We start from the raw sequence: 21,378 nt of genomic DNA, 5'->3' as shown, positions 1-21,378 counted from the left end.
GGCTACAATGGACCCCGCACGGAGCGTTGAACGCCGATGGCGATTCCGGACTGGCGCGGCAAACGAGTCATCGTTCTGGGGGACCTGATCCTCGATCGGTTCGTGTACGGTGAGGTGCATCGCATCTCGCCCGAAGCGCCCATCCCCGTGGTGGAGGTCCGGGACGAACGGGCCATGCCCGGAGGAGCCGCCAACGTGGCTTCGAACGTGAGAGCGCTGGGCGGCGGGGCCGCCGTCTTCGGGGTCGTGGGGGACGATGAATCCGGCGACCACCTGGTCTCTCTCCTCCGGTCGGATGGGGTGGAGGTCTCGGGCCTTCTGAGAGACCCGGGACGGTGCACCACGGTAAAGACCCGCATTGTCGCCCATCGCCAACAGGTGGTCCGGGTGGACCGGGAGGTCCGCACGGCCGTTTCCGACGGACTGAGAAGCGCCCTCCTGGCCCGGCTCGAGGATCTTCTTCCCCGCAGCGGGGCCCTTGTGGTCTCCGATTACGCCAAGGGGCTCTTCTGCCCGTCGTTTCTGAACAGCCTGGGGGAGCTGGCCCGGAGGGCGGGGGTCCCGTACCTCGTGGATCCGAAACCCATCCACTTTCCCTATCCGGGGGCCACCGTTCTGACGCCCAACCGCCAGGAGGCGGCGGAGCTCTTGGGGCGTCCCTTTACGGTCGATGAGATCCCGAAGGCCGCCGCGGACCTCCTCGGGAGGACCGACTGGGGAGCGATCCTGTTCACGCTGGGCCCCGAAGGGATGGCCCTCGCCGAGCGCAACCGCCCCCTCGTTCAGATCCCCGCGAGGGTCCGGGAAGTCTTCGACGTGACCGGGGCGGGGGACACGGTCGTAGCGGCCCTGGCCCTCGGGCTTGCGGCGGGCCTTCCCCTGGAGGGGGCCGCACGCCTGGCCAACCTGGCGGCGGGTGTCGTGGTGGGCAAGGTCGGGACGGCCGTGTGTTCTCCGGCGGAGCTCGAAGCCGCGCTGGCTGCGGCGCCCCCATGAACGGTGCGCCGAGGATTTCGCCCGATCCCGTCCGGCGGGAGGGGAACGACGTGGCGCGCATGTTCGGCGCCATCGCCCCCACCTACGACCGGTTGAACCACCTTCTCTCGCTCCACGTGGACCGCCTCTGGCGCCGGAGGGCCGTGAAATCCCTTGCGGCGAGGCCCGGGAGCTGCGTTGTGGATGTGTGCACGGGGACGGGAGACCTTGCGTTGGCCCTCCTGCGCCGGGTGGACTTGAAGCTGGTGGGGGTGGACTTCAGCCTCCCCATGCTGCAGAAGGCCGGGGCGAAGCGAGGGGGCGGACGCCTGCGTCGGGTGCAGGGGGATGCCCTGGATCTGCCCTTGAGGACAGGGGCGGTGGATGGCGCCATGGTGGCCTTCGGCGTCCGGAACTTCCAGGATTTGGATCGGGGGCTAAAGGAACTGGCGCGCGTTCTGCGGCCCGGTGGACGGCTCGTGATCCTGGAATTCTCCGTACCGAGGGGACGCATTTTCGCCCCCCTCTTCCGCTTCTACTTCGTGCGGGTGCTTCCCTGGGTGGGGCGTTGGGTGAGCGGCGTGGAGGGTCCCTACGGATACCTTCCCGCTTCGGTGGGCCTGTTTCCCACCCACGATGCCTTCCGCGAACGACTGGAGGAGGCCGGGTTCTCGGTGGAGTCCCAAAGCCCGCTGACGGGGGGAATCGCGATGCTGCACGTGGCGGTGAGGAATCCTGGAGAAGGAGAATGAGCCGGATCCTGGCGGTGGACTGGGGCGAGCGGCGGATCGGACTGGCCGTATCCGATGAAACACGAACCCTGGCGAGGCCCCTTCCGACCCTCCACGTGAAGGGGGTTCGGGAGGGACAGGCGGGCGTGGCGGCTCAGGTCGTCGCCCAGGGGGCCGTCCGCGTGGTTCTGGGCCGGCCCCTTCACATGGACGGCCGGAGCAGCGCGCTCGAGGAAAAGGTGACCGCCTTCGCCGCCGCCCTGGCCCGCAGGTTGCCCTCCGTGGACCTGGTCTTCTGGGACGAGCGGCTCACCAGCGTGGAGGCCGCCTCCATGCTCAGGGAGCGTGGAGAGCGCGTGGGTCGGAACAAGGGACGCCTGGACCAGGTGGCGGCGGCCCTTCTCCTTCAGTCCTACCTGGATGCGGGGTGCCCGTGAGGCGCCTGGGGAAGGGAATCGGCGCCGCGATTCTGGCGTCCATCGCCGCAGGGGGCGCGGCCGTCTCGTTCCTGGCCTGGGACTGGCATCGGCCCTATCGGCGCGCGGCGGGGGAGGTCCGGGTCGCCGTCTCCAGGGGCGACCGGGCCGGGGACGTCGTGGAGGCCCTCCACGAAAAGGGCCTCGTGAGCAACCGGGTCTCCTTCAAGCTCGCCTTCGTCCTCTACGGCAACCCGCGCAAGCTCCGGCCGGGAACCTACCGATTTGACCGGCCCCTGTCGCCTCTCGAGATCATCGGAAAACTGAACCGGGGAGAGGTGGAGCTGACCCGGGTGACGATCCCCGAGGGGTTGAGGGCCGACGAAGTGATCGAACTCCTCGCCAAGGGCGGGCTCGGCTCCGAAGATGCGTTCCGACGGGCCGTCCAGGATCCTCGCCCCATCCTGGACCTGGACCCGAGGGCCCTGGACCTGGAAGGCTACCTCTTTCCCGAAACCTATCTGCTGGATCCCGGATTGAGCGAGAAGGCCGTGGTCCTCGTCCTGGTCCGCTCCTTCCGTTCCTGGTGGGCCTCGGCCGCAGGTCCGGGGCGGGATCGGGGCCTCAGGGAGGTCGTGACCCTCGCCTCCCTGGTGGAGGAGGAGACCGCCTCCGCTCCCGAACGTCCGCTCATCGCCGGCGTCTTCGAGAACCGGCTCCGGCTGGGCATGGCCCTGCAGACCGATCCTTCGGTGGTGTACGCGCTGAGCCTGGCCGGCCGCTACTCGGGAACCCTCCGCCGGGAGGACCTCGCCTTTGAAAGTCCGTACAACACCTATCGGCACGCGGGGTTGCCGCCCGGCCCCATCTGCAGTCCGGGGCGTGCGTCCCTGGAGGCCGTTCTGAGTCCCCAGGCCTCCCCGTACCTCTACTTCGTGAGCCGAAACGACGGCACCCACGCCTTCTCTCGCACTCTGGAGGAGCACAACCGGTGGGTGGCGCGGACCCGCCGGGGGCGGTCGGCCGGGGGCCGTTGATGGACGGGATCCGGTTCGTTCTGGTGCGAAGCCGTTCGCCGGGCAACGTGGGGGCCGTGGCCCGGGCCATGAAGAACTTTGGCTTGTGGGACCTCGTTCTCGTGGATCCCCGCCTTCACCGGAGCGGAGATGCTCCCGACGCCCCCCCCTACTTCGAAACCGAGTCCCGGCGCATGGCCTGGCACGCAACGGATCTTCTGGAAAGGGCACGTGCGGTGGGCACCCTCGGGGAAGCCGTCGCCGAATGCTCGATCGTCCTCGCCACGGCGCCGCGGGGCGCGCCGCGGATGGACAACATGGACCCCGAGCGGGCCGCGGAGAGCCTGGCCGCTTCGGCCTCCCGCGGCGCGGCCCTCGTCTTCGGCTCCGAATCCTCGGGTCTGACGCGCGAAGAACTCTCCCTGTGTTCGGGCGTGGTGGTGATCCCCACGGACCCCTCCTACCGGGACCTCAACGTAGCCCAGAGCGCGGTGATCCTGGCCTACCTCATCCAAAAGGCCCTGGTCGGGGCCAGGCCGGCCCCTCCCGCGTCCGCCGAGGTCTCCACCCACGCGGATCGGGAAAGGCTGGCGTCCATGGTCCTGGAAGTCGGCCGGCGATCGGGATTTTTGATCCGGGGCGATGAGCCCGCCGGGCGGGAGCTGAGGGCCCTCATCCACCGTGTGGGGTTGAACCGCCGGGACACGGAGATCCTGCGGAGCCTGTTCCGAAGGATTCGAGGGCGGCGGGTGGGCGACGATCCGGCCGAATCGGAGGGCGGAGGCCACCAGACCTAGGCCGAGCGGAAAAGAGAGGGAGCGTCCATCTCCGGGGGGCGGGGAAGCCCGAGGTGCTCCAGGAGCGTGGGAGCCACCGAGGCGAGGCCGAAGTCCCCGTCCCTTCGGAGCTCCACCGGGTTGTTCGAAAGCCAGAGAAAGGGGACCGGGTTCGTCGTGTGGGCCGTGTGGATGTGGACTCCATCCGGCTCGCGCATGGTCTCCAGGTTTCCGTGGTCCGCCGTGAGGGCCACGGCGCCGCCCAGGTCAAGAACCTTCTCCAGCACGCGGCCCATGCACCGGTCCACCGTCCGCGCCGCCTCGCAGGCGGCCTCGAAATCCCCCGTGTGGCCCACCATGTCTGGGTTGGCGAAGTTCAGGAGGAGAAAGTCGTACCCGCGGTCCAGAGCGGAGAGGAGAGCTTCGGTCACCCCGGGCGCGCTCATGGAGGGCTGCAAGTCGTAGGTGGCGATCTTCGGGGACGGAACCAGGATGCGGTCCTCGCCGGGAAACGGCGCCTCCCGGCCCCCACTGAAGAAGAAGGTCACGTGGGCGTACTTTTCGGTCTCGGCGATGCGCAACTGGCGCAGTCCGGCATTGGCCAACACCTCCCCGAGCGTGTTGGACGGGATGTCCCGCTCGAAGGCCACCGGGAATGGGAAGTCCCTGTGGTATCGGGTCAGGGTGGAAAAGGCGCTCAAGCGGGGCGGCGCGGTCCGAGGGAAATCGGAGAAACCGGGTTCGGCCAGGGCCCTGCACAACTGGCGGGCGCGGTCCGCGCGAAAGTTGAAGAAGAAGACGGCGTCCCCGTCCCGGATGGTTCCGTAAGGACAGGGCAAAACGATGGGCCGGATGAACTCGTCCGTGACGCCCGATGCGTAACTGGCGCGGACGGCCCCTTCGGCGTCCTCCCAGCGGCTTCCCTCCCCGAGGGTGTAGGCGCGGTACGCCACTTCGGTGCGCTCCCAGCGCCGGTCACGGTCCATGGCGTAATACCGCCCCGTGACCGTGGCGAGGGCCCCGATCCCCTCCGCCTCCAGGAACCTGCGAACCTCGGCGATATGGCCGAGCCCGCTCGTCGGAGGCACGTCCCGGCCGTCGGTGATGGCGTGGATGGCGACGCGGTCCGTGCCCTCGCGGCCCGCAAGGGTCACGAGGGCCTTCAGGTGGTCCACATGGCTGTGGACGCCTCCGTCGGACACGAGTCCCACCAAATGCAGGGTGCCCCCCCGGGAGGCCCGGCAGACATCCTTCAGGACCGGGTTCCGAAAAAAGCTCCCGTCCCGGATGGCCCGGCTGATGCGCGGGAGATCCTGATAGATCACCCGTCCCGCGCCCAGGGTGAGGTGGCCCACCTCGGAATTTCCGATCTGCCCCTCGGGAAGGCCCACCGCCTCCCCCGAGGCGCGCAAGGGGCGCCAGGGGAAGCGCTCGAGCCAAGCCGGAAAGTTCCGCAGGCCCGAACGGGTCACGGCGTTGAAGGCCTGGTCCTCGGCCAGTCCCCATCCGTCGAGGACGGCCAGCAGGAGGGGGCCCCGGGTCAGGCGTGCCATGGGACCCCTTGATAAAACACCGGGCTGGGTTCGTGGATCTCTTGGAGGAGTTCGTCCCGGAAGTTCGGCGAAAGGGTGTCCCAGCGCTGGCAGGTGGGGCAGAAATCCCGCCATTCGGGCGATACCTGACCGCACCCCGAGCACGTGTAGTTGAGTTCGAAGGGGTTGAGAACTCGGATCACTTCGCGGTAATGGGAACAGGCCTTGGGCGCGTCGCCCTTTCGCTCCCGAATGCGCCCCAGGTAGTATTCGAGGAGCCCGGACTGGCGGACGTTTCCTTGGATTTCCCGGAACAGGGTTTCGGCCCGGTCCAGCACTTCCAGCTTGTAGTAGAAGCGGCCGAGGAGAAATTTGGGAAGCACCTTCCGGTCCGTCGTCTGGATGAGGTTCTGGTACTGGCGAACGGCGCCCTCCGGGTCCCCCTTGTCCAGAAAGAGCTGCTCCATGGCCAGCAGGCACATGGGGGAGGCGTTCTTTCGGTACCCGTCCAGGTACACTTCGACGGCCGTCTCCTCCTGTCCGCTCAACAGGTACGCCTCGGCCAGCTTGAGATAGGTCGCCTGGAAGGCCGGGAACTTGCGGCGCAGCTTCTCCAACTGAGTCACCGCATCCTTGTACTTCTCCTGGTTCAACAGGTCGGCCCCGATCTGGTACATGAGGCCGGCGGTGAAGGGGGCGTCGTCGGCCCGCTCTTCCTCCAGGACCCGGGCGCTCCCGATGTGCTCCTGGATCTCGAGCGCCTTTTTCCAGTTGGTCTCCCGGATGTACAGAGTTCGGAGCAGGCGAAGCGCCTTCAGGGCCCGGCGGGGCTGGATGCGCAGAATCGAGGCGAGATGGCGCTTGGCTTCCTCGTGGTCCTGAAGAAGCAGGGCGTCCTCGGTGAGCGCGTAGAGAGTGGCCACGTCATCGGGGCGGATCGACAGGGCCTGCCTGTGAAAGGAAAGCGCCTCCTGGGGCCTCCCGGCGGCCCTCAGCGCGTCCCCCAGCTTGAGGAGGGCCGGCAGGTATTCGGGAGACGTCTCCAGCGCTCGCTGGAAATGTGTGATGGCCTCGAGGGGGCGGCTTCCCAAGGCCGCGTCAAGACCCTTGAGGTAGTACTCCTCCGCGGCCCGTTCGTTTTGGCGCCTCAAACCCTCGATCCAGCGCCGCACCCACTGGACGACCCCCGTACCGGCCAGCCAGAGGGTGAAGGCGATGAAGCCCGCGAGAAAGGCCAGCGCGAGGACCCAGGCCGTGGGGACTTCCACTCCGAGGAGATTGAAGGGCTGGGCGAGGACGGGCCCGTTGAGGGACACGACCCCCACCATCAGGGCCATGGTAAGGATCAGGAATCCTGTAACGAGCGCGGTCTTCAGGCGCATGACGCCCCTTCACTCGATGAGTCCGCGATCTTGAAGGTCCTGGCACGCCACGCAGTGGCGGGCCCAGGGCACGGCTTCCAGACGCTTCTTCTGGATCGGCTCGCCGCAATTCTTGCACTCCCCGAACCCCCCCGTCCGGATCTCGCGAAGGGCCTCGTCGATGAGGCGCATGGTTCGGCGGTCCGCGTCCGACAGGGAGTACCAAAACTCCTTGTTGTAGTTGACCGATGCCTCGTCCGCCGAGTCCAGGGCGCCGTCCGCGCCCGCGTCGCCGCTCCTCATGAGTTTGTCCTGGTAGGCCTTTTGGAGCTCCCTTCGCTTGTCCTGGAGCCGTTTTTCGAAGTGCTTCAGGGTCCTCTTGTCCATGGCGACTCCTCCGGTCTCCTATTTGGCGTAGGCCCTTCCCGTGGAGGCGGCGAAGGCTCTGTAGATCTGCTCCGTGAGGACGAGCAGGGCCATCTCGTGCGGCAGGGTCATGGGGGAGAGGGAAAGGACCCGTTCGGAGGCACGAAGAACGCTCTCGTCGAGGCCGTGGGGTCCGCCCACCAGGAACGACACCCTCTTCCCCCGATCCTTGTATTCTCCGAGCAGGCGGGCGAAGGCGGGACTGTCCAGGAGACGGCCACCGGCGTCGAGGGCCACCCGAGCGGTGTCCTCCGAAGCCCGCTCCACAAGGCGTCGTCCCTCCTCGCGGCGGACTTGGCGCGGCTCCACCCGCCTCGAAGCGGGGACGGCGTCCATGCGCAGGCGCCACTCCCCCCCCACCATGGAGACGTAGCGGGATACCCCTCTCGCGATGTTCGCATCGGCGATCCGGCCCACGTGAACCACCCGTATCTCCCACATACCTAAACCGGCCTATCTTACCCTAAGTTTCGGAGCGCCTCAAATGGGCCCACAGAGCCTTGCGGCTGATTCCCAGCCACCGCGCGGCCCGGGTCCGGTTCCCGGAGGTCCGAGCCAGGACGAAGCGGATGTACGCATCCTTCAATTCCTCCAAAGTCAGCCTCCTCCGGAGGGCGTCCGCGGCTGGAGGCTCGGCCATCCAGAATTCGGCGGGCAGGTCCTCGGGAACGAGGAGCGTTCCTCCGGAGAGCGCCAGGCCCTCCATGCACCGCGCCAGCTCCCGGAGGTTTCCGGGCCAGGGCCGTTTGGACAGCGCCTCGATGAGGGAGGGGGCCATTTCGGGGACGGAGCGTCCCGACTGGCGGCAAGCCGCCCGGAGAAAATGGCGGGCCAGGAGCGGGATGTCCCCGGTCCTCTCCCCCAGGGCGGGAAGGTGGATTCGAAGGACGTCCAGCCGGAAGAGCAAGTCCTGCCGCAACTGCCCTCGGGCAACCAGCAGTTCCGGGGGCTCCGAGAAGGCCGCGAGAACCCTCGCCTGGCAGGTCAACCGGCGCCCCCCCCCGATTCGCTGGAAGGGGCTTCCCTCAAGGATTCGGAGAAGGGCCGCCTGCTTGTCCGGCGCGAGCCACTCCACCCCGGAAAGGCAGAGGGTCCCCGTTCCAGATTCCTCGAAGATGCCCGCGCGGGGGGCCACGCCCGTTGCGGCCCCCCTCTCCACTCCGAAAAACTCCGCCTCCAGGAGCGAGGAGGGCACTCCGGGGGCGTGCCATTCGGTGAAGGTGCCTGGCTTGGGGAGTCGCAGATCGTGGATGTAGCGGGCCAGGCGGCTCTTTCCGCTCCCCGTGGGTCCCACCAGGAGGACGGGCCCCGGTGCGGAGGCGGCCTTCTCGGCGAGGGCCAGGGCGGCCCGAAAGGCGGGATCCCTGCCGAGGGGGCGCCGGGAGGGTCTCATGGGGAGATCCGGGGGGCGTCCATCCAGATGCGTTCCAGGTCGTAGTATCCGCGCTTTTCGGACAGGAAGAGGTGGACGATGAAGTGTCCGTAATCCATGAGCACCCACTGGGCCGCGGTCACCCCCTCCACGTGGTGGGGTTTCAAGCCGGCCTTCGCCTTCAGGACCTCCGCAAGGTCCCTGGCCATGGCCTGCACCTGCCGGGTGTTGGTTCCATGGGCCAGGATGAAGTAGTCCGTCATGGTGGTCAGGGGGCGGAGATCGAGGATCACCGGCTCCCCGGCCTTTCCGTCCTCCAGGCACTCCACCACCAGCTTCAGGATCTCCATGTCCTCTCGTGTCAAGAACGCCTCCCACGGACCATGCGCGGGCGCAAGGTCTCGTACAGCCCCTCACGGACAATGTAGCGGGCGACCGGGGCCGGCGCCCACCCCTTCAGGCTCTCTCCCCGGGCCGCGCGGGCCCGGACCTCGGTGGAGCTGATCTCCGACGGCCGGACGTCCGCCACCAGCACGCGCTCTCTCCAGGTGGAGGGAACGGATGCGCGGAGGTCCACGCCGGGGCGGGGAACCGCCACGAGGCGGCACGTCTCCAGGAGAAAGCGATGGCGCCACCAGCGCGGAAAGGAGGCCAGGCTGTCGGCCCCGAGCACGAGGAAGATCTCGGCCTCGGGCACCCTGTTCATCAGGAGTTCAACCGTGTCGGCCGTGTACGAGGTCCCCCCTCGCTCCAGTTCCGCCGTCTCCAAGCTCCAATCGGTTCTTCCCGACAGGGCGAGGGCCACCATGGCCGCCCGGTGGTACCCGGACGCCTCCGGCGGCCGGAGCTTGAGCGGCTGGCGGGAGCAGGGGACGAAAAGTACGGAATCGAGCCGCGCCCGGCTCTGGGCGATGCGAGCCACGCGGAGATGGCCGAAATGAGGGGGATCGAAGGTGCCCCCCAGGAGACCCAGCCTCACGGCTCGTCCTCCGTGAGAAGTCGAAAGGCGCGCCCCAAAAGGGCTTCCAGGCCCTCGTGCGTGGCGGCGGAAATCCGGTGGTAGGGCCACCCGCGGTCCTGCGCGTAGGCGCGCAGCGCCGCCTCCCCCTCGGAGTCCGGATGGAGATCCGCCTTCGTCCCCACCAAGATTACGGGCTTCCGGTCCAGCCCCGCGCCGTAGGCTTTCAGCTCCTTCTCGACGGTTTGGACGCGGTCGGCGGGTGGAGAAACGGGGTCCGCGAGGTCCACCAGGTGGAGAAGGACCTGGGTCCGCTCCACGTGCTTGAGAAACTGGTCCCCGAGGCCCAGCCCCTGGTGGGCTCCCTCGATCAGACCGGGAATGTCCGCCACGACGAAGGAGCGGTGCCGGGTCCACTCCACGACGCCCAGGATGGGCGAGAGCGTGGTGAATGGATAGGGCGCGATCTTCGGGCGGGCGTTGGACACGGCCGAGAGAAAGGTGGACTTTCCCGCATTGGGAAGGCCCACGAGCCCCACGTCCGCCAGGAGCTTGAGTTCGAGGCGGAGCCATCGCGCTTCGCCCTCCCCGCCGGGCTCGAACTCTCGGGGGGCCTGGTGGGTGGATGTCTTGAAGCGCGCGTTGCCGCGGCCGGCCTTCCCGCCTTGGGCCGCCACGAACCGCTGGCCGCGCTCCACCAGGTCGCACAACAGAAGGCCGTCCTCCTCGGAATAGACGGCCGTTCCCAGAGGGACGTGGATCAGCAGGTCCTTCCCCCGGCGTCCGGTCTTGAGAGCACCCTGCCCGTGGGCGCCTTTTTCGGCCTGGAATTTGCGCTTGTATCGAAAGGCAATCAGGGTGCGGACCTGCGGTTTGGCCACGAGAATCACGTGTCCCCCGCGGCCCCCGTCCCCGCCGTCGGGACCACCCCTGGGTACGAATTTTTCCCTTCGGAAGCTAACGCAACCCGATCCGCCGCGCCCCGCTTCTACGAATATTCTGGCGGAATCGAGAAACATGCCCCGGAGTTCAGGGCGTCAAGATGTCGACGAACAACCCCAGACGGCCACGGTGGCGGAAGGAGACCACGCCGTCCGCCAAGGCGAAAAGGGTGTCGTCCGTGCCCCGGCCAACCTGGATCCCAGGCTTGTACGGGGTCCCGCGCTGCCGGACGAGGATCGTCCCGGCCTTGACGGTCTGGCCGCCGAAACGCTTCACGCCCAGGCGCTGGGCGTTGCTGTCCCGTCCGTTGCGGGAACTTCCCTGGCCTTTCTTGTGAGCCATGGTCCTATCTCCCTCAGTCCTTGCCGATGGCGAGGATTTCTACCTGCGTGAACGGCTGGCGGTGACCGTAGATCTTCTTGTACTGTTTGCGGCGCTTCTTGTGGAACACGAGGACCTTCCGGAACTTGCCCTCGCCCAGCACCTTTCCGCTCACCCGGTAGGACCCGGCCTCGGCCGCGGTCCACACGCTTTCTCCGTCCACCACGAGGAGGGGCTTAAAGGAGACTTCCGCCCCCTCTTCGACGCCGAGGCGCTCGAGCTTCACCCTGTCTCCAGCGGTCACCCTATGCTGTTTTCCACCGCTCTCAATGATCGCGTACATCCGCACCTCCGGATCGACCGAACTCGTATATTAAACCTAACCCCTTGTCCTGTCAAGCTCTTGCGCCTGGAAAGGGGGGGCGCGAGACGCGGGCCGGGCTCAGCGCTTCGCCCAGCGGGTGGAGGGCGCCTCGGGAGGCGGCCACCCGGAGGGCGTCCAGGGTCCAGGGCGGGAACCCCGGCTCCGGGTCGGACAGGATGGACCGGACCGTCTCGTCGAGGGAGGGTGGGCTGGGTTCTCGGAGGGATGGGGAGGCGGCCGAAACCACCGCCTCCGAGAGGGCCAGGAGGGATCCCATGGGAGAAAACCCGCGGGCGCCCAGGGGATAGCCCCCCCCACCCAGACGTTCGTGGTGCTCCTCCAGGATCCTCGCCGTCCAGGGAAGCCCCAACATCTCCGCGAGGCGGACCCCCTCCTGAACGTGGCGCGCGAGACGGGCTATGTGTCTTGGCAGGGGGGGACGATGCCGGCAAAGGAGGGACCAGGAGATTCTGAGCTTGCCGATGTCATGCAAGAGCGCCGCGCTGCGGAGCGGGCCCGAGACCACCTCTCCCGGCTCGAAGGGCTGGCGAATGCTGCGTCCACCGATGGTTTCGAGGAGGGCGCGGCAGAGGGTCTCCACGTGTCGGGAGTGCCCGGGCAGGAGGTAGCGATCCCTCGCCTCCGATTGTTCCGCCAGCGACAGGATCCAGGACCCCTCCCGATCCAGGTCGTCCAGGATGGACTGTTCCTGGAACCCCCCGTGGCGCTGGGTGTGGAGGTGGCCGAGCATGCGCACCAGGTCTTCCACGAGACGGCGCTTGGAGGCGGTCTTCCGCCAATACCGGAGGGCGGCGAAGGACCTCTTCAGATGGTCGAGGGCCCCGGCATGGTCCCCGCGGGCCATCTCGATTCGTGCGAGGAGCCAGTGGGCTTCGGGAAGGAACCCTCTGGAGAGATGGACGGAAAACCCCGGGTCGCGGAGGAGGCCCAGGATGCCGAGGGCCAGGGTGGAGGCGGAGTCGAGGCGGCCTCGCTCGAGGGCGAGTTCGGCCAGGCTGAGCTGGCAGCGCAGGCGCACCTGGAGCGAAGTCGAGAGCGCCTGCGCCGTCCGGATTTCGCGCTCGGCGCGGTCCAGGTCGCTGCCGATCGTTCCTCCTTCGCGCGCCTCCTGGAGGATCGCGTCCGCCAGGCCGATGCGTCGCAAGGCCGCCAGTTCCCCCGCCGTGGAGCGGTCCCAGGCCATCGTGAGGTCCGCATCCGGGGTGCCCAGGGAGAGGCTGTGCCCATAGGCTCGGGCGGCTTGGTCGAACCTCCCTCGGCACGCCTGGAGGGCAGCGTGGGCGGCCGCCCATGCCCCCTGCGCCGGATGGGACGCGGGGAGGGTCTTGCACCGCGCTCTGGCCACCCGAAGCCGTTCGAGGGCCTCCTCCAGCTCGTCCGCCTCCGCGTGGGTGCGCGCCAGCCAGATGGCGCAGTACGCGCGGGCTTCTCGGCGAGGGCCAAGGGCCGGGTGTTCATCCAGGGCCTCGAAGACCTCCTCGGCCCCCGTTTCATCTCCCCGTTCGTAGAGAAGGCAGGCGTATCGAAACGCGCCTTCCGGAAAAGCCCCCTCCAGGCGTGGATTTCTCAGTTCCTCCAGGAGGTCCGCCGTCGTCGCCTCCACCCTCTTCCAGGTGTCGGCCGGCGCCGTCGGCAAGGCGGGCAGGGAAACCAGCCACTCTCCCAAGGGGGTAGCTGGGTCCACGGCACTCAAAGGGTTCGGCCTCATGAAGCGATTATAAACCCGTCGTCCCGCGTTCTCCCGGTTTGACCCGGTCCTGGACCGCCTCTAGAATGGGACGAAGATGAGCGGCGACCCCCTGCTGTCCGTTTCGGGATTGTCGAAGCGCCTCTCGGGACGGGCCGTCCTGCGGGAGGTGAACCTGAACCTCCTTCCGGGCCAGCTCACCCTTCTCCTGGGACCCAACGGGGCAGGAAAGACCACCCTCACGAGAATTCTCACCACCCTTTCCAGGCCGGGCCGGGGCGTCCTGACCTTTCGGGGATCGCGCACGACCGAGAGCACCCGCGTCCGGCTCCGGGCCGAACTGGGGTACATCTCCCACCAGACCTTCCTTTACGCCCACCTCACGGCCGAGGAGAACCTGCTCTTTTTCGCGCGGCTCTACGGTGTCCCTGATCCCGCCTCCCGAGCGGCGGCTCTTCTGGAGGAAGTGGGTCTGGCCGGGGTCAAGGACCGGGTGGTGGGCACCTTCTCGCGCGGGATGCAGCAGCGCCTGTCCCTGGCCCGGGTCCTCCTGCCGGATCCTTCCCTCCTGATCCTGGACGAGCCGTACGCGGGCCTGGACCCCGAAGGCAGTCGCAGGCTGACGGGATTGATGGCCTCCCTGAAGGCCCGGCACCGGGCCCTGCTTCTCGTCACGCACGAGATGGAAGACTGTCTTCCCATTGCGGACCGGGTGGTCATCCTGCACAGGGGGGCGGTGGCCTGGGAGGGGCCCGCCGAAGGCCTCACCGTCGAGGGGTTGAAGGCGCGTTATTTCGAAACCACGGGCGAGGGAGGCCCCTCGTGAGGTTCATCAAGGTGGTGGCTGTCCTCTTTTTGAAGGACTTCCGAGAGGAGCTCCGGCGGAAGGAGGATGTGGCGGCCTCCTTCCTTTTCGCACTCCTGTCGCTCGTTCTTTTCGCGTTCGCCCTGGACCCGACGCGGGTGGACCTCAACGAGACGGGAAGCGGGCTTCTCTGGCTGGTGGTCCTCTTCGCCGGCAGCCTCTTCATGAGCGGGTCCTTCCGGAAGGAGACGGAAAACGGGACGCTCTACGCCCTCCTTCTCAGCCCCTGCGACCGTGGGGCTCTGTACGTCGGCAAGTTCCTGCTCAACTTTCTCTTCCTCCTGGCCCTCGAGGCCCTCCTCCTCCTCTTCGCCTACCTTCTTCTCGACTTCCGGGTATCCGACGGCCTGCCGGCTCTGGGCGCCGTCTGGGCCCTGGTGACCTTCGGCTACGCGGCCGTGGGCACCTTGTTCTCCGCCCTCCTGGCCCAGGTCCGGGGAGGGCACGTGATCTTCCCCATCCTCCTCTTCCCCATCCTCGTTCCCCTGGTCATCGCGGCGGCGACCTTGACGGAGCAGGCGCTTTCCCCCGGCTTTTCCTGGGGGAACCAGTGGTTGAGGCTCGTGGGGCTCTTTGATATCCTTTTTTTCACGGCATCCGTCTTCCTGTTCGAGTTCGCCGTGGAGGAGTGAGCGCGTGCCCCATCGACGCTGGAGCATCCTATTGTGGTCCCTTGCCCTGGCCGCCAATTCGGCGGCCCTCTACATGGTGTTTCTTTACGCCCCGGTGGAAGTACAGATGGGGGCGGTTCAAAAAATCTTCTATTACCACGTTCCCTCGGCCATCGCCTGCTACGTCCTCCTGTTCCTCGCCTTCCTCTTCAGCGCCCTCTACCTGTGGAGGGAGGAGCCGCTGTATGACCACCTGGCCCACTCGGCCGCGGAAGTGGGGTGGGTCTTCATCACCCTGGTCCTGGTGACGGGCCCCATCTGGGGTCACTCGGCCTGGGGGAAGTGGTGGGTGTGGGAGCCTCGCCTCACCTCGTTCTTGATTCTCTGGCTCACCTACAGCGCCTACTTCCTGCTCCGCCTCTTCAGCCGAGGGGATGCCCGCGCGGCCAAGATCGCGGCCGTGGTGGCCATCGTCGCGTTCTTCGACGTGCCGATCGTGCACAAGGCCATCAGCTGGTGGGGCTCCATCGTCCATCCCCGCAAGGTCGTACTGGAGCCGGCCATGCGTTGGACCTTTTTCGCCGGATTGGCCTCGGTCTTTCTCCTGGCGGCGGCCCTCTTCCTCACCCGTTTCGACATCCAGCGGGCGGAGGCGTTGAGGGCCGAAAAGGAGGAATGGGCGTGATCGTCCAGAAGGTGTTGCTCCTCTCGCTTGGGGCCGCGGGAACGCCGGACACGCGGGGAAGCCTGTACTTGGGGTACGGGGCCGTGGCGGCCGTGCTGATCCTGTACGGAGCCTACCTGTTCGCCCGGTGGCGCCGTATCCGGTGAAGGGGGGGCCATGGCGGCCGAAAGTGCTCCGATCGTCACCCTCCTGACGGACTTCGGTTTGCAGGACCCCTGGGTTGGCTCCCTCAAAGGGGTTTTGTGGTCCATCCAGCCGGCCTTCCGGATCGTGGACCTCTGCCACGAGGTGCCGCCCCACGATATCTTCTCCGGGGCGTTCACCCTCTACAGGTCCTATCGAGATTTCCCTCCCTGGACGATCCACCTCTGCGTCGTGGATCCCGGGGTGGGCACCTCCCGGAGACCGATTCTCGTGGTCACGGATGACCGCTATTTCATCGGCCCGGACAACGGGATCTTCTCCTTCGTCTACCAGTTCGAAGCGGCCTTCAAGGTGGTCCACATCACCGCGGACCACTACTTCCGGAAAAAGATCGGCCAGACCTTCCACGGCCGGGACGTCTTCGCGCCCATTGCCGGATGGCTCTCCAAGGGGATCGACTCCTCCCGCTTCGGGGACCCGGTGGACGATTTCGTCCGTCTCCCCGTGCCGGTGGACCGGCGGGTGGGCGAATCCCTCGTGAAGGGGGAAGTCTGCGGCGTGGACCGCTTTGGGAACCTCCTGACCAACGTGCGGGCCGAGACCCTGGCCGAATTGGCCTCCGTCTCGGGACGGACGAGGTTCAAGGTCCTCGTGGCGGGCCAGGAGGTGCCCCTCGTGGACTCCGGAGGCTACTCGCAGGAGGCCCCGCTATTCGCCCTCGTGGGGTCCTCGGGCCTCCTCGAGGTGGCCGCGTCCCAGCGGTCCGCCGCCGCGATGCTGGGAATCGAAGGCCGCGGAAAAGAAGTCGGAGTGATGGCCGTTTGAAGCCTTCCGCCGGCGATTTCCTCGCCGCCGTCCTTCCGGTCTGTTTCCGCCCCTACTCTCCGAAGATCTCGGTGCGCCTCGTGACGGGAAAGAAGGGGAACCGGGCGGCCAGGGCCTCCGTGCCTCCCTCCTCGCGATCCAGGAGGGCCATGACGGCCACCACCTCCAGACCGAATTCTTGAGCCTTTTCAATGGCCTTGAGCGTGGACCCTCCGGTGGTCACCACGTCGTCCACGATGATGACCCGCTGGCCGGGTTTCACGGGCCCCTCGATCCACTGCATGGTGCCGTGGCCCTTGGGCTCCTTCCGCACGATGAAGGCGTCGAGCGGAGTCGGACCGCCGTGGGACAGGGCCGCCACGGCCGCCACGATGGGATCGGCGCCCAGGGTCATTCCCCCGATGGCTTCGGCCCGGATCCCCTCACGGGCGATCACCTCCAGAAAGCAGGTGGCCGTGACGCGGGCCCCTTCACTGGTCAGGGTCGTCAGCTTGGAGTCGAAGTAGTACTTGCTGCGTCGACCCGAGGCGAGGAGAAAGTCCCCGATTTTCAGGGACTTCGTCTTGAGAAGTTCCTTGAGCCGTTCACGATGGGCCATGCATCACTCCCGGTCGAAAGGGCGGGGCGGCGGGCGGATCCCGGCCCCTCCGGGTTCGCCCCCCAACACGTCCCGCCGGAACCGTTCCAGGTGGGACCCCTCCCAGGTGAGTTTGCCACAGCAGGCGCAGCACGAGAACCGGCGATGGGTCAAAAAAGTGTAGGGCGGCACCCGGCCCAGGACCTCCCTGCGATCCACGTCGAGCATCGGAGCGCCGCAGTCCAGGCACAGCGGCGGGGAGTTTTCCGGAAGCGGGCCAAGGGCCTTGACCACGTTCCGAAGCTGTTCCGCGGGGGAGTCCGAGGAGGGGTCCAGGGCACGCACCCCCCGTCGGGCGGATCGGGCCAGGAGGGGGCGGTCCCGGGTCAGAAGTACCGCCCCCGTGCGTCGGGCCTCCTCGAGAAGCCAGTCGTCTGAGGCGTCCCGGGCATAGCCGGTGGGCACGCCCAGGAGCCGGAGGTACCGGGCCAGCTTCCCCACCATGGCGTCGCACAGGGTCCTCCAGGGAGGCGGGGGTGTGTCGCCCAGCCACGCGGCCGCTTCAGGGCCGTAAGCTCCGCCCGGAAGGTGGACCACGAGATCGGGAAGGTGAAAACACGCGACGGGTCCAGGGACGGCCTGGACCAGCGCGAGGTAGGGTTCGGAGCCGGGGCCGTGGCGCACGGCCCTCACGAGGCGGGGGTGGAGACCTCCGGCCTGAAGGGCGGAGGTCCATGCGGGAAGGTCGGAAAAGGGACAACAGAGGCAGAAGCGGCCGCGGGGTGTCAGGTTCCGGCGGGCCGCCGACACGATTTCCATGGGGTCGGCGGACCCCTGCTGACGCGCGCGCGCCCGTGCGGGATCGGGGTGGGCCCGGCCCGAACGCACGGGGAAGTAGGGCGGATTGGAGACGACGAGAGAGAAGGCCCCCCCCGTCAACGTTCCTGGACACCGGAGGTCCCCGTTGACCACCAAAGACCGGTCGGACCACCCGTTCTCCTCGAAGTTCCGGGCGGCCAGGCGGGCCATCTCGAGGTCGATCTCCACCCCCACCAGTCGGCGCGGGTGGTGGCGGTGTCCGAGGAGGAGGAGGAGGATCCCGGTGCCCGTTCCGAGGTCGAGCACGTCCTCCCCCTCCCGGACCCAGGCGAATCCGGAGAGGAGGACCGAATCCACAGTGAAGCGAAACCCCCGGGCGGGCTGATGCACCCGGAGCGCGCCCCGAAGGAAGGGAGTGACGGTGGTGTCCATCACCGGGGGCGGCGGGCGGCTTTGCCCCCGGCTACCGGTTTCCGCTTCGCCGGGGCCTCCTCCGCCCGGTTGATGACCGCCGCGGCGTAACCCGCCGAAAAGCCCGCATCCACATTGACCACCACGAGACCCGGCACGCAGGACGCGAGCATGGCAAAGAGGGGAGTCTTGCCGGAATCCTGGACGCCGTACCCGATGGAGGTGGGCACCCCGATGACGAGGGCGCCCGTGAGCCCCGCCACCACGGAAGGGAGCGCACCTTCCATGCCCGCCACCGCCACCACCGCCCTGGCCTTCCCGAGGGAGGGGAGAAGGGCGGTCACCCGGTGAAGTCCCGCCACCCCCACGTCGGGGTGCAGTTCGGCCCGCGCTCCCAAATACCGGGCGGTGAGAAAGGCCTCCTCGGCCACGGGGGCATCGCTCGACCCCCCCGAAACCACCACGACGGAGCCCTCTCCTTCCCCGGGGGCGGGACCCAGATACCCGAGCCGCGAACGCGGATGGTAGACGAAGCCCGGAACCGCCCTTTTCACGGCGCGGGCCTTCGCTCCATCCAGGCGGGTCACGAGGGCCGGGACCGACCGCTCTCGAAAGGACTGGAGGATCCGAGCCACCTCGCCGGCGGTCTTGCCCTCGCCGAAGATCGCCTCGGGGAATCCTCGGCGGAGCAGGCGATGGTGATCGATGCGGGCGAACCCCAGGTCCTCGTAGGGGAGGTGGGAGACCCGAGAAAGGGCCTCCTCCGGGGTCATCGCCCCTTTGCGGACCGCTTCGAAAACCTCCAACCAACGATCACGGTTCATGGCATTCCAATACGAGCACGGTCAAGTCGTCGGCCTGCCGCGCCTCGCCCTGGAAGCGGGCCACATCATCGAGGATCAGTCCCACCATGTCCTCGGCCGCCAGGTGTCCCCGGCCGGCTACCCGCTCCTGGAGCCTGTCCAGACCGTACTCTTCGCAATCCCGATTCATGGCTTCGGTGACCCCGTCCGTGTACAGGAGAAGCTTCTCGCCGGGACGAATCGTCATCCGGACGTCCTTCAGGCTCGAAAGGAAGGCCTCGTCGGGCATGAGGCCCAGCACGAGCCCGCGCGGGGTAAGCACCCTGGCCTCGCCGGGCCTGACCAGGAGCGGCGGATTGTGACCCGCCGACACGAGGCGGACCTCCCGGGAGTCCGGGTCGAGGATCACGGCGATGAGCGTGAGGAAGATGCCGGGCTCGGACTGAGACCGGAAGAGGCGGTTCAGACGTCGGAGAATCTCGAGGTGTCCGCTTTCGCTCAGCGTGATCGCGTGGAGGAGGCCCTTGGTCATGGTCATGTAGAAGGCCGCCTTGACGCCCTTGCCCGATATGTCCCCGAGGAGCAGGAGCCACTTCCCTCCGGGAAGGGGAAGGAAATCGAAGTAGTCCCCGCCCACTTCCATGGCCGGCACGCAGGCCGTGGCCAGGGAGAAGCCCGGAATGGCGGGGCGCACCTTCGGGAGGAAGCGCTCCTGCAGGCCCTTGGCGATTTCCAACTCGCGGGCGAACCGCTCCCGCTCCCTGAGGCGGATGAGGTACTCCGGCTCGTAGGCCCGTATCCCCGCCGCGGGTCTTCCGAAGAGGGCCACGTAGGCCAGGCCCGCCACCCCCGCCACGAGAAGGCCGGCGCCGACCCAACCCTGGACAAGGATCGATGGGGCATGGGCCGTCAAGAGCAGGGTCACGTTCGAAAAGGCCGCCGGCAGGTACAGAACGATCAGGGCCGCCACGATCCCGCTCGACTCCATCCCCAGGAAGAAGGCGAGGCCCGTCAAGAAGGCCGCTCCGTAGCCGATGAGCGGAGGGCCGTAGGGGAGGAGGGGTTCGACGGCCAGGGCGAAGAGGGCCGAGAAGACGGCCCCCGCCGGAAGGCCCGAAAGGCGGGAACGGACCAGGGGGTAGATCACGCCGAGGAAGGCCGCGGCGAGGAGAAAGGCGGCAGGCAGAGGGCCCAGGAGGGCGTTGCCAACGAGCCCCCCGGGAAAGCGCAAATTGGAGAAGTTGAGGCTCACGGGCATGAAGGTGATCAAGGGAGAGTTCAAGCCGAGGGCGGCCGCGTGGATCAGGCACGGGATGGCCAGGAGGATGAGCCCCAGGGAGCCGGCCCAGAGCAGGTCCCTCGCCGTTTCCCGGACGGTCATGTGGCCGTCCAGGAGGAGGTCGGCGCAGCGCAGTTTCTCGCCGAAGGACTGGCGGAGAAAGGACTCCACGACGGTCCAGAGAAGGCCGAAGAGAAGTGCCGAGAGGAGACTCACGAGGGCGGCTCCGAGCAGGGTTTCCAACAGCCCGCCCGAAGGAGAACTCACGATGCGCAGGAAGGTGAGCATTCCCGCGATGAGGGCCACCTTTTGGGCGTGCCGCAGGTCCACCTCGTCCCGCCGGAGCTTCTGAATGAGGAAGAAGAGAGTGGCAAGGGCCAGGAAGAACCACACGCCTCCTGAAAGGAGCGGCGCGATGAGATTTTTTAGCAGGCCGGGCTGTTCCGGCTCCGCCAGAAGGGGCCTCTTCTCGAAGCTGGTGAGAAAGCCCGACTGCAGCTGGACGGAATAATGGTAGGAGAGTCCCGGGAGCCCTCTGGTGGGTTGTTTCCAGCCGAAATCGAAGGTCTGGCGCCCCTCCTCTTCGCCCGTGCGGGTCGAGGTCAGCGTGAGCTGGCCCACGTCCACCCCCAACACGCGCAGAAGGCGCTGGGCCGCCTCCAGAGCTTCCTCCGGCTGGAGTTTCTGCGGCGCCCGGTCCTTCTTGGGAGGGATCGACAGCGCCAGGATCTGGCCGCCGCTGGACACCTCGGCTTCCAGGAGGGGAGGGCGGGGCTGGAGAGGGTTGAGGTTCTTCCACGGCTCCCGGGCGTACACGCGGTACCCCCACCGCTGGATGGGGACTTCCTTGCTGGTCCAATAGGACGTGGCGCGGAACCCGAAGAGCTCCTGCATCCGCCTCAGGCTGTCCGTGTCGGAGTTCTGGGTCAGGCGGACCTCCAAGGGGCCGGAGGTTTCCAGGAGCCGCGTGGACGTGGCGAGGACCTTTTCCCGGACCGTGGACTCGTCAAACCGGTCCAATCCGAGGGGCGCGTTTACGTCGGGGCTGACGCGGAGGGAGTAGGCCGCCGCGGCGGCCAGGGCCAGAAGTCCCCAAATCCAGGTTCGCCTTCCGCGCTCCCATCGCTCCATGGCGGCCAGCATAGGACACCCCTTTCGGGGGCGCAACGGCGGCCGGTCCATCGTGGACTCCCGGCTCGATGGCCCCTACATTACTGGCGAGCGCCCGGTGGACTTCGGCCAGGACGGTTCGGGGAGGCAGTTCTCCCGCTTGGAGGGCGTGGAATGGAGCATCGGTCGGCGAGAAGGGTCGCGCCTCCGCAGGCCCTCCGGGCCCGGCTGAAGGCGGGGGTTCCCGTGCGGGTACTTGATGTTTCCTCGAGAGGGGTTCAGCTGGAAGTGCCCCTTTCGCTTCCCGTCCGAAGCTCCTGCGAGATCCGGTTCCTCCTGGACCAGGGGGAG

Annotated in this window: 25 protein-coding genes; 10 read left to right on the top strand and 15 right to left on the bottom strand. The window is 67.7% G+C overall.

Annotated elements, in window-relative coordinates:
• The first annotated feature begins 36 nt into the window (after positions 1 to 36).
• Genes rfaE1 through AB1824_02110 form a run of 5 tightly spaced genes read left to right on the top strand, consistent with a single transcriptional unit; the run spans position 37 to position 3,935 of the window.
• Positions 37 to 996, top strand: coding sequence for a D-glycero-beta-D-manno-heptose-7-phosphate kinase (gene rfaE1, locus AB1824_02130; protein MEW5763751.1), 960 nt, complete (start codon positions 37 to 39; stop codon positions 994 to 996).
• A gap of 50 nt (positions 997 to 1,046) precedes the next feature.
• A complete protein-coding gene (locus tag AB1824_02125) occupies positions 1,047 to 1,727 on the top strand; it encodes a ubiquinone/menaquinone biosynthesis methyltransferase (protein MEW5763750.1) in 681 nt (226 codons plus the stop codon).
• Positions 1,724 to 2,143, top strand: coding sequence for a Holliday junction resolvase RuvX (gene ruvX / locus AB1824_02120; GenBank protein MEW5763749.1), 420 nt, complete (start codon positions 1,724 to 1,726; stop codon positions 2,141 to 2,143). The genes AB1824_02125 and ruvX overlap by 4 nt, the downstream gene beginning before the upstream one ends.
• A complete protein-coding gene (gene mltG / locus AB1824_02115; protein ID MEW5763748.1) occupies positions 2,140 to 3,159 on the top strand; it encodes an endolytic transglycosylase MltG in 1,020 nt (339 codons plus the stop codon). Before ruvX ends, mltG begins: the two co-directional genes overlap by 4 nt.
• Positions 3,159 to 3,935 (top strand): TrmH family RNA methyltransferase, encoded by a 777-nt coding sequence (locus tag AB1824_02110; GenBank protein ID MEW5763747.1) that lies wholly within the window; start codon positions 3,159 to 3,161, stop codon positions 3,933 to 3,935. The genes mltG and AB1824_02110 overlap by 1 nt, the downstream gene beginning before the upstream one ends.
• On the opposite strand, the gene gpmI is transcribed toward AB1824_02110, so the two are convergent.
• Genes gpmI through AB1824_02055 form a run of 11 tightly spaced genes read right to left on the bottom strand, consistent with a single transcriptional unit; the run spans position 3,932 to position 12,895 of the window.
• Positions 3,932 to 5,467, bottom strand: coding sequence for a 2,3-bisphosphoglycerate-independent phosphoglycerate mutase (gpmI, locus tag AB1824_02105; GenBank protein ID MEW5763746.1), 1,536 nt, complete (start codon positions 5,465 to 5,467; stop codon positions 3,932 to 3,934). The genes AB1824_02110 and gpmI overlap by 4 nt on opposite strands.
• Positions 5,455 to 6,828 (bottom strand): tetratricopeptide repeat protein, encoded by a 1,374-nt coding sequence (locus AB1824_02100; protein ID MEW5763745.1) that lies wholly within the window; start codon positions 6,826 to 6,828, stop codon positions 5,455 to 5,457. The genes gpmI and AB1824_02100 overlap by 13 nt, the downstream gene beginning before the upstream one ends.
• Before the next feature lie 9 nt (positions 6,829 to 6,837).
• Positions 6,838 to 7,194: a TraR/DksA family transcriptional regulator gene (locus AB1824_02095; protein ID MEW5763744.1), complete on the bottom strand. Its 357-nt coding sequence runs from the start codon at positions 7,192 to 7,194 to the stop codon at positions 6,838 to 6,840.
• An 18-nt stretch (positions 7,195 to 7,212) separates the two neighbouring features.
• A complete protein-coding gene (locus AB1824_02090) occupies positions 7,213 to 7,659 on the bottom strand; it encodes a 23S rRNA (pseudouridine(1915)-N(3))-methyltransferase RlmH (GenBank protein MEW5763743.1) in 447 nt (148 codons plus the stop codon).
• Between the two features lie 37 nt (positions 7,660 to 7,696).
• Positions 7,697 to 8,626 carry a sigma 54-interacting transcriptional regulator gene (locus AB1824_02085; GenBank protein ID MEW5763742.1) on the bottom strand — a complete coding sequence of 310 codons (930 nt, stop codon included), beginning with the start codon at positions 8,624 to 8,626 and terminating at the stop codon, positions 7,697 to 7,699.
• Positions 8,623 to 8,970, bottom strand: coding sequence for a ribosome silencing factor (gene rsfS, locus AB1824_02080; protein MEW5763741.1), 348 nt, complete (start codon positions 8,968 to 8,970; stop codon positions 8,623 to 8,625). The genes AB1824_02085 and rsfS overlap by 4 nt, the downstream gene beginning before the upstream one ends.
• Positions 8,967 to 9,584, bottom strand: a complete 618-nt coding sequence (gene nadD / locus AB1824_02075) for a nicotinate-nucleotide adenylyltransferase (GenBank protein MEW5763740.1) — start codon at positions 9,582 to 9,584, stop codon at positions 8,967 to 8,969. Before nadD ends, rsfS begins: the two co-directional genes overlap by 4 nt.
• The gene (gene obgE, locus AB1824_02070) at positions 9,581 to 10,582 is read right to left on the bottom strand and encodes a GTPase ObgE (protein MEW5763739.1); all 1,002 of its coding nucleotides are present in this window, start codon (positions 10,580 to 10,582) and stop codon (positions 9,581 to 9,583) included. Before obgE ends, nadD begins: the two co-directional genes overlap by 4 nt.
• A gap of 10 nt (positions 10,583 to 10,592) precedes the next feature.
• Positions 10,593 to 10,847 carry a 50S ribosomal protein L27 gene (gene rpmA, locus AB1824_02065; protein MEW5763738.1) on the bottom strand — a complete coding sequence of 85 codons (255 nt, stop codon included), beginning with the start codon at positions 10,845 to 10,847 and terminating at the stop codon, positions 10,593 to 10,595.
• 13 nt (positions 10,848 to 10,860) lie between these two features.
• Positions 10,861 to 11,169: a 50S ribosomal protein L21 gene (gene rplU / locus AB1824_02060; GenBank protein MEW5763737.1), complete on the bottom strand. Its 309-nt coding sequence runs from the start codon at positions 11,167 to 11,169 to the stop codon at positions 10,861 to 10,863.
• Positions 11,170 to 11,221: 52 nt separating this feature from the next.
• Positions 11,222 to 12,895, bottom strand: coding sequence for an HD domain-containing protein (locus AB1824_02055; protein ID MEW5763736.1), 1,674 nt, complete (start codon positions 12,893 to 12,895; stop codon positions 11,222 to 11,224).
• Between the two features lie 100 nt (positions 12,896 to 12,995).
• Here AB1824_02055 and ccmA point away from each other — a divergent pair, with 100 nt between their 5' ends.
• From ccmA to AB1824_02030, 5 genes are read left to right on the top strand one after another with little or no spacing between them, the layout of a single operon-like run.
• Complete coding sequence (gene ccmA, locus AB1824_02050; GenBank protein MEW5763735.1) at positions 12,996 to 13,724, top strand: heme ABC exporter ATP-binding protein CcmA; 729 nt, start codon at positions 12,996 to 12,998, stop codon at positions 13,722 to 13,724.
• Positions 13,721 to 14,395: a heme exporter protein CcmB gene (locus AB1824_02045; GenBank protein MEW5763734.1), complete on the top strand. Its 675-nt coding sequence runs from the start codon at positions 13,721 to 13,723 to the stop codon at positions 14,393 to 14,395. Before ccmA ends, AB1824_02045 begins: the two co-directional genes overlap by 4 nt.
• 4 nt (positions 14,396 to 14,399) lie before the next feature.
• Complete coding sequence (gene ccsA / locus AB1824_02040; protein MEW5763733.1) at positions 14,400 to 15,059, top strand: cytochrome c biogenesis protein CcsA; 660 nt, start codon at positions 14,400 to 14,402, stop codon at positions 15,057 to 15,059.
• A complete protein-coding gene (locus AB1824_02035) occupies positions 15,050 to 15,205 on the top strand; it encodes a hypothetical protein (GenBank protein MEW5763732.1) in 156 nt (51 codons plus the stop codon). Before ccsA ends, AB1824_02035 begins: the two co-directional genes overlap by 10 nt.
• Before the next feature lie 10 nt (positions 15,206 to 15,215).
• Positions 15,216 to 16,028, top strand: coding sequence for an SAM-dependent chlorinase/fluorinase (locus tag AB1824_02030; protein MEW5763731.1), 813 nt, complete (start codon positions 15,216 to 15,218; stop codon positions 16,026 to 16,028).
• A gap of 52 nt (positions 16,029 to 16,080) precedes the next feature.
• Here AB1824_02030 and pyrE read toward each other — a convergent pair whose 3' ends face one another.
• Genes pyrE through AB1824_02010 form a run of 4 tightly spaced genes read right to left on the bottom strand, consistent with a single transcriptional unit; the run spans position 16,081 to position 21,060 of the window.
• Positions 16,081 to 16,626, bottom strand: a complete 546-nt coding sequence (gene pyrE, locus AB1824_02025) for an orotate phosphoribosyltransferase (protein MEW5763730.1) — start codon at positions 16,624 to 16,626, stop codon at positions 16,081 to 16,083.
• A 3-nt stretch (positions 16,627 to 16,629) separates the two neighbouring features.
• The gene (locus AB1824_02020; protein ID MEW5763729.1) at positions 16,630 to 17,814 is read right to left on the bottom strand and encodes a Mut7-C RNAse domain-containing protein; all 1,185 of its coding nucleotides are present in this window, start codon (positions 17,812 to 17,814) and stop codon (positions 16,630 to 16,632) included.
• Positions 17,815 to 17,855: 41 nt separating this feature from the next.
• A complete protein-coding gene (larB, locus tag AB1824_02015; GenBank protein MEW5763728.1) occupies positions 17,856 to 18,659 on the bottom strand; it encodes a nickel pincer cofactor biosynthesis protein LarB in 804 nt (267 codons plus the stop codon).
• A complete protein-coding gene (locus AB1824_02010) occupies positions 18,649 to 21,060 on the bottom strand; it encodes a PP2C family protein-serine/threonine phosphatase (GenBank protein MEW5763727.1) in 2,412 nt (803 codons plus the stop codon). Before AB1824_02010 ends, larB begins: the two co-directional genes overlap by 11 nt.
• Between the last annotated feature and the right edge of the window lie 318 nt (positions 21,061 to 21,378).

It is taken from the genome of Acidobacteriota bacterium, from assembly GCA_040752915.1.
Lineage (GTDB): Bacteria > Acidobacteriota > UBA4820 > UBA4820 > DSQY01 > JBFLVU01.
The sequence above is the reverse complement of the archived record's forward strand: the minus strand, read 5'-3'. Positions and strand labels throughout refer to the sequence as shown.

Bases quoted from the DNA above. Each gene is read 5' to 3' on its own strand.
- rfaE1 (MEW5763751.1), top strand. From the start codon at position 37: ATGGCGATTCCGGACTGGCGCGGCAAACGAGTCATCGTTCTGGGGGAC.
- ruvX (MEW5763749.1), top strand. From the start codon at position 1,724: ATGAGCCGGATCCTGGCGGTGGACTGGGGCGAGCGGCGGATCGGACTG.
- AB1824_02110 (MEW5763747.1), top strand. From the start codon at position 3,159: ATGGACGGGATCCGGTTCGTTCTGGTGCGAAGCCGTTCGCCGGGCAAC.
- gpmI (MEW5763746.1), bottom strand. From the start codon at position 5,467: ATGGCACGCCTGACCCGGGGCCCCCTCCTGCTGGCCGTCCTCGACGGA.
- AB1824_02100 (MEW5763745.1), bottom strand. From the start codon at position 6,828: ATGCGCCTGAAGACCGCGCTCGTTACAGGATTCCTGATCCTTACCATG.
- AB1824_02095 (MEW5763744.1), bottom strand. From the start codon at position 7,194: ATGGACAAGAGGACCCTGAAGCACTTCGAAAAACGGCTCCAGGACAAG.
- AB1824_02085 (MEW5763742.1), bottom strand. From the start codon at position 8,626: ATGAGACCCTCCCGGCGCCCCCTCGGCAGGGATCCCGCCTTTCGGGCC.
- obgE (MEW5763739.1), bottom strand. From the start codon at position 10,582: ATGTTTCTCGATTCCGCCAGAATATTCGTAGAAGCGGGGCGCGGCGGA.
- rpmA (MEW5763738.1), bottom strand. From the start codon at position 10,847: ATGGCTCACAAGAAAGGCCAGGGAAGTTCCCGCAACGGACGGGACAGC.
- rplU (MEW5763737.1), bottom strand. From the start codon at position 11,169: ATGTACGCGATCATTGAGAGCGGTGGAAAACAGCATAGGGTGACCGCT.
- ccmA (MEW5763735.1), top strand. From the start codon at position 12,996: ATGAGCGGCGACCCCCTGCTGTCCGTTTCGGGATTGTCGAAGCGCCTC.
- AB1824_02035 (MEW5763732.1), top strand. From the start codon at position 15,050: ATGGGCGTGATCGTCCAGAAGGTGTTGCTCCTCTCGCTTGGGGCCGCG.
- AB1824_02030 (MEW5763731.1), top strand. From the start codon at position 15,216: ATGGCGGCCGAAAGTGCTCCGATCGTCACCCTCCTGACGGACTTCGGT.
- pyrE (MEW5763730.1), bottom strand. From the start codon at position 16,626: ATGGCCCATCGTGAACGGCTCAAGGAACTTCTCAAGACGAAGTCCCTG.
- larB (MEW5763728.1), bottom strand. From the start codon at position 18,659: ATGAACCGTGATCGTTGGTTGGAGGTTTTCGAAGCGGTCCGCAAAGGG.
- AB1824_02010 (MEW5763727.1), bottom strand. From the start codon at position 21,060: ATGCTGGCCGCCATGGAGCGATGGGAGCGCGGAAGGCGAACCTGGATT.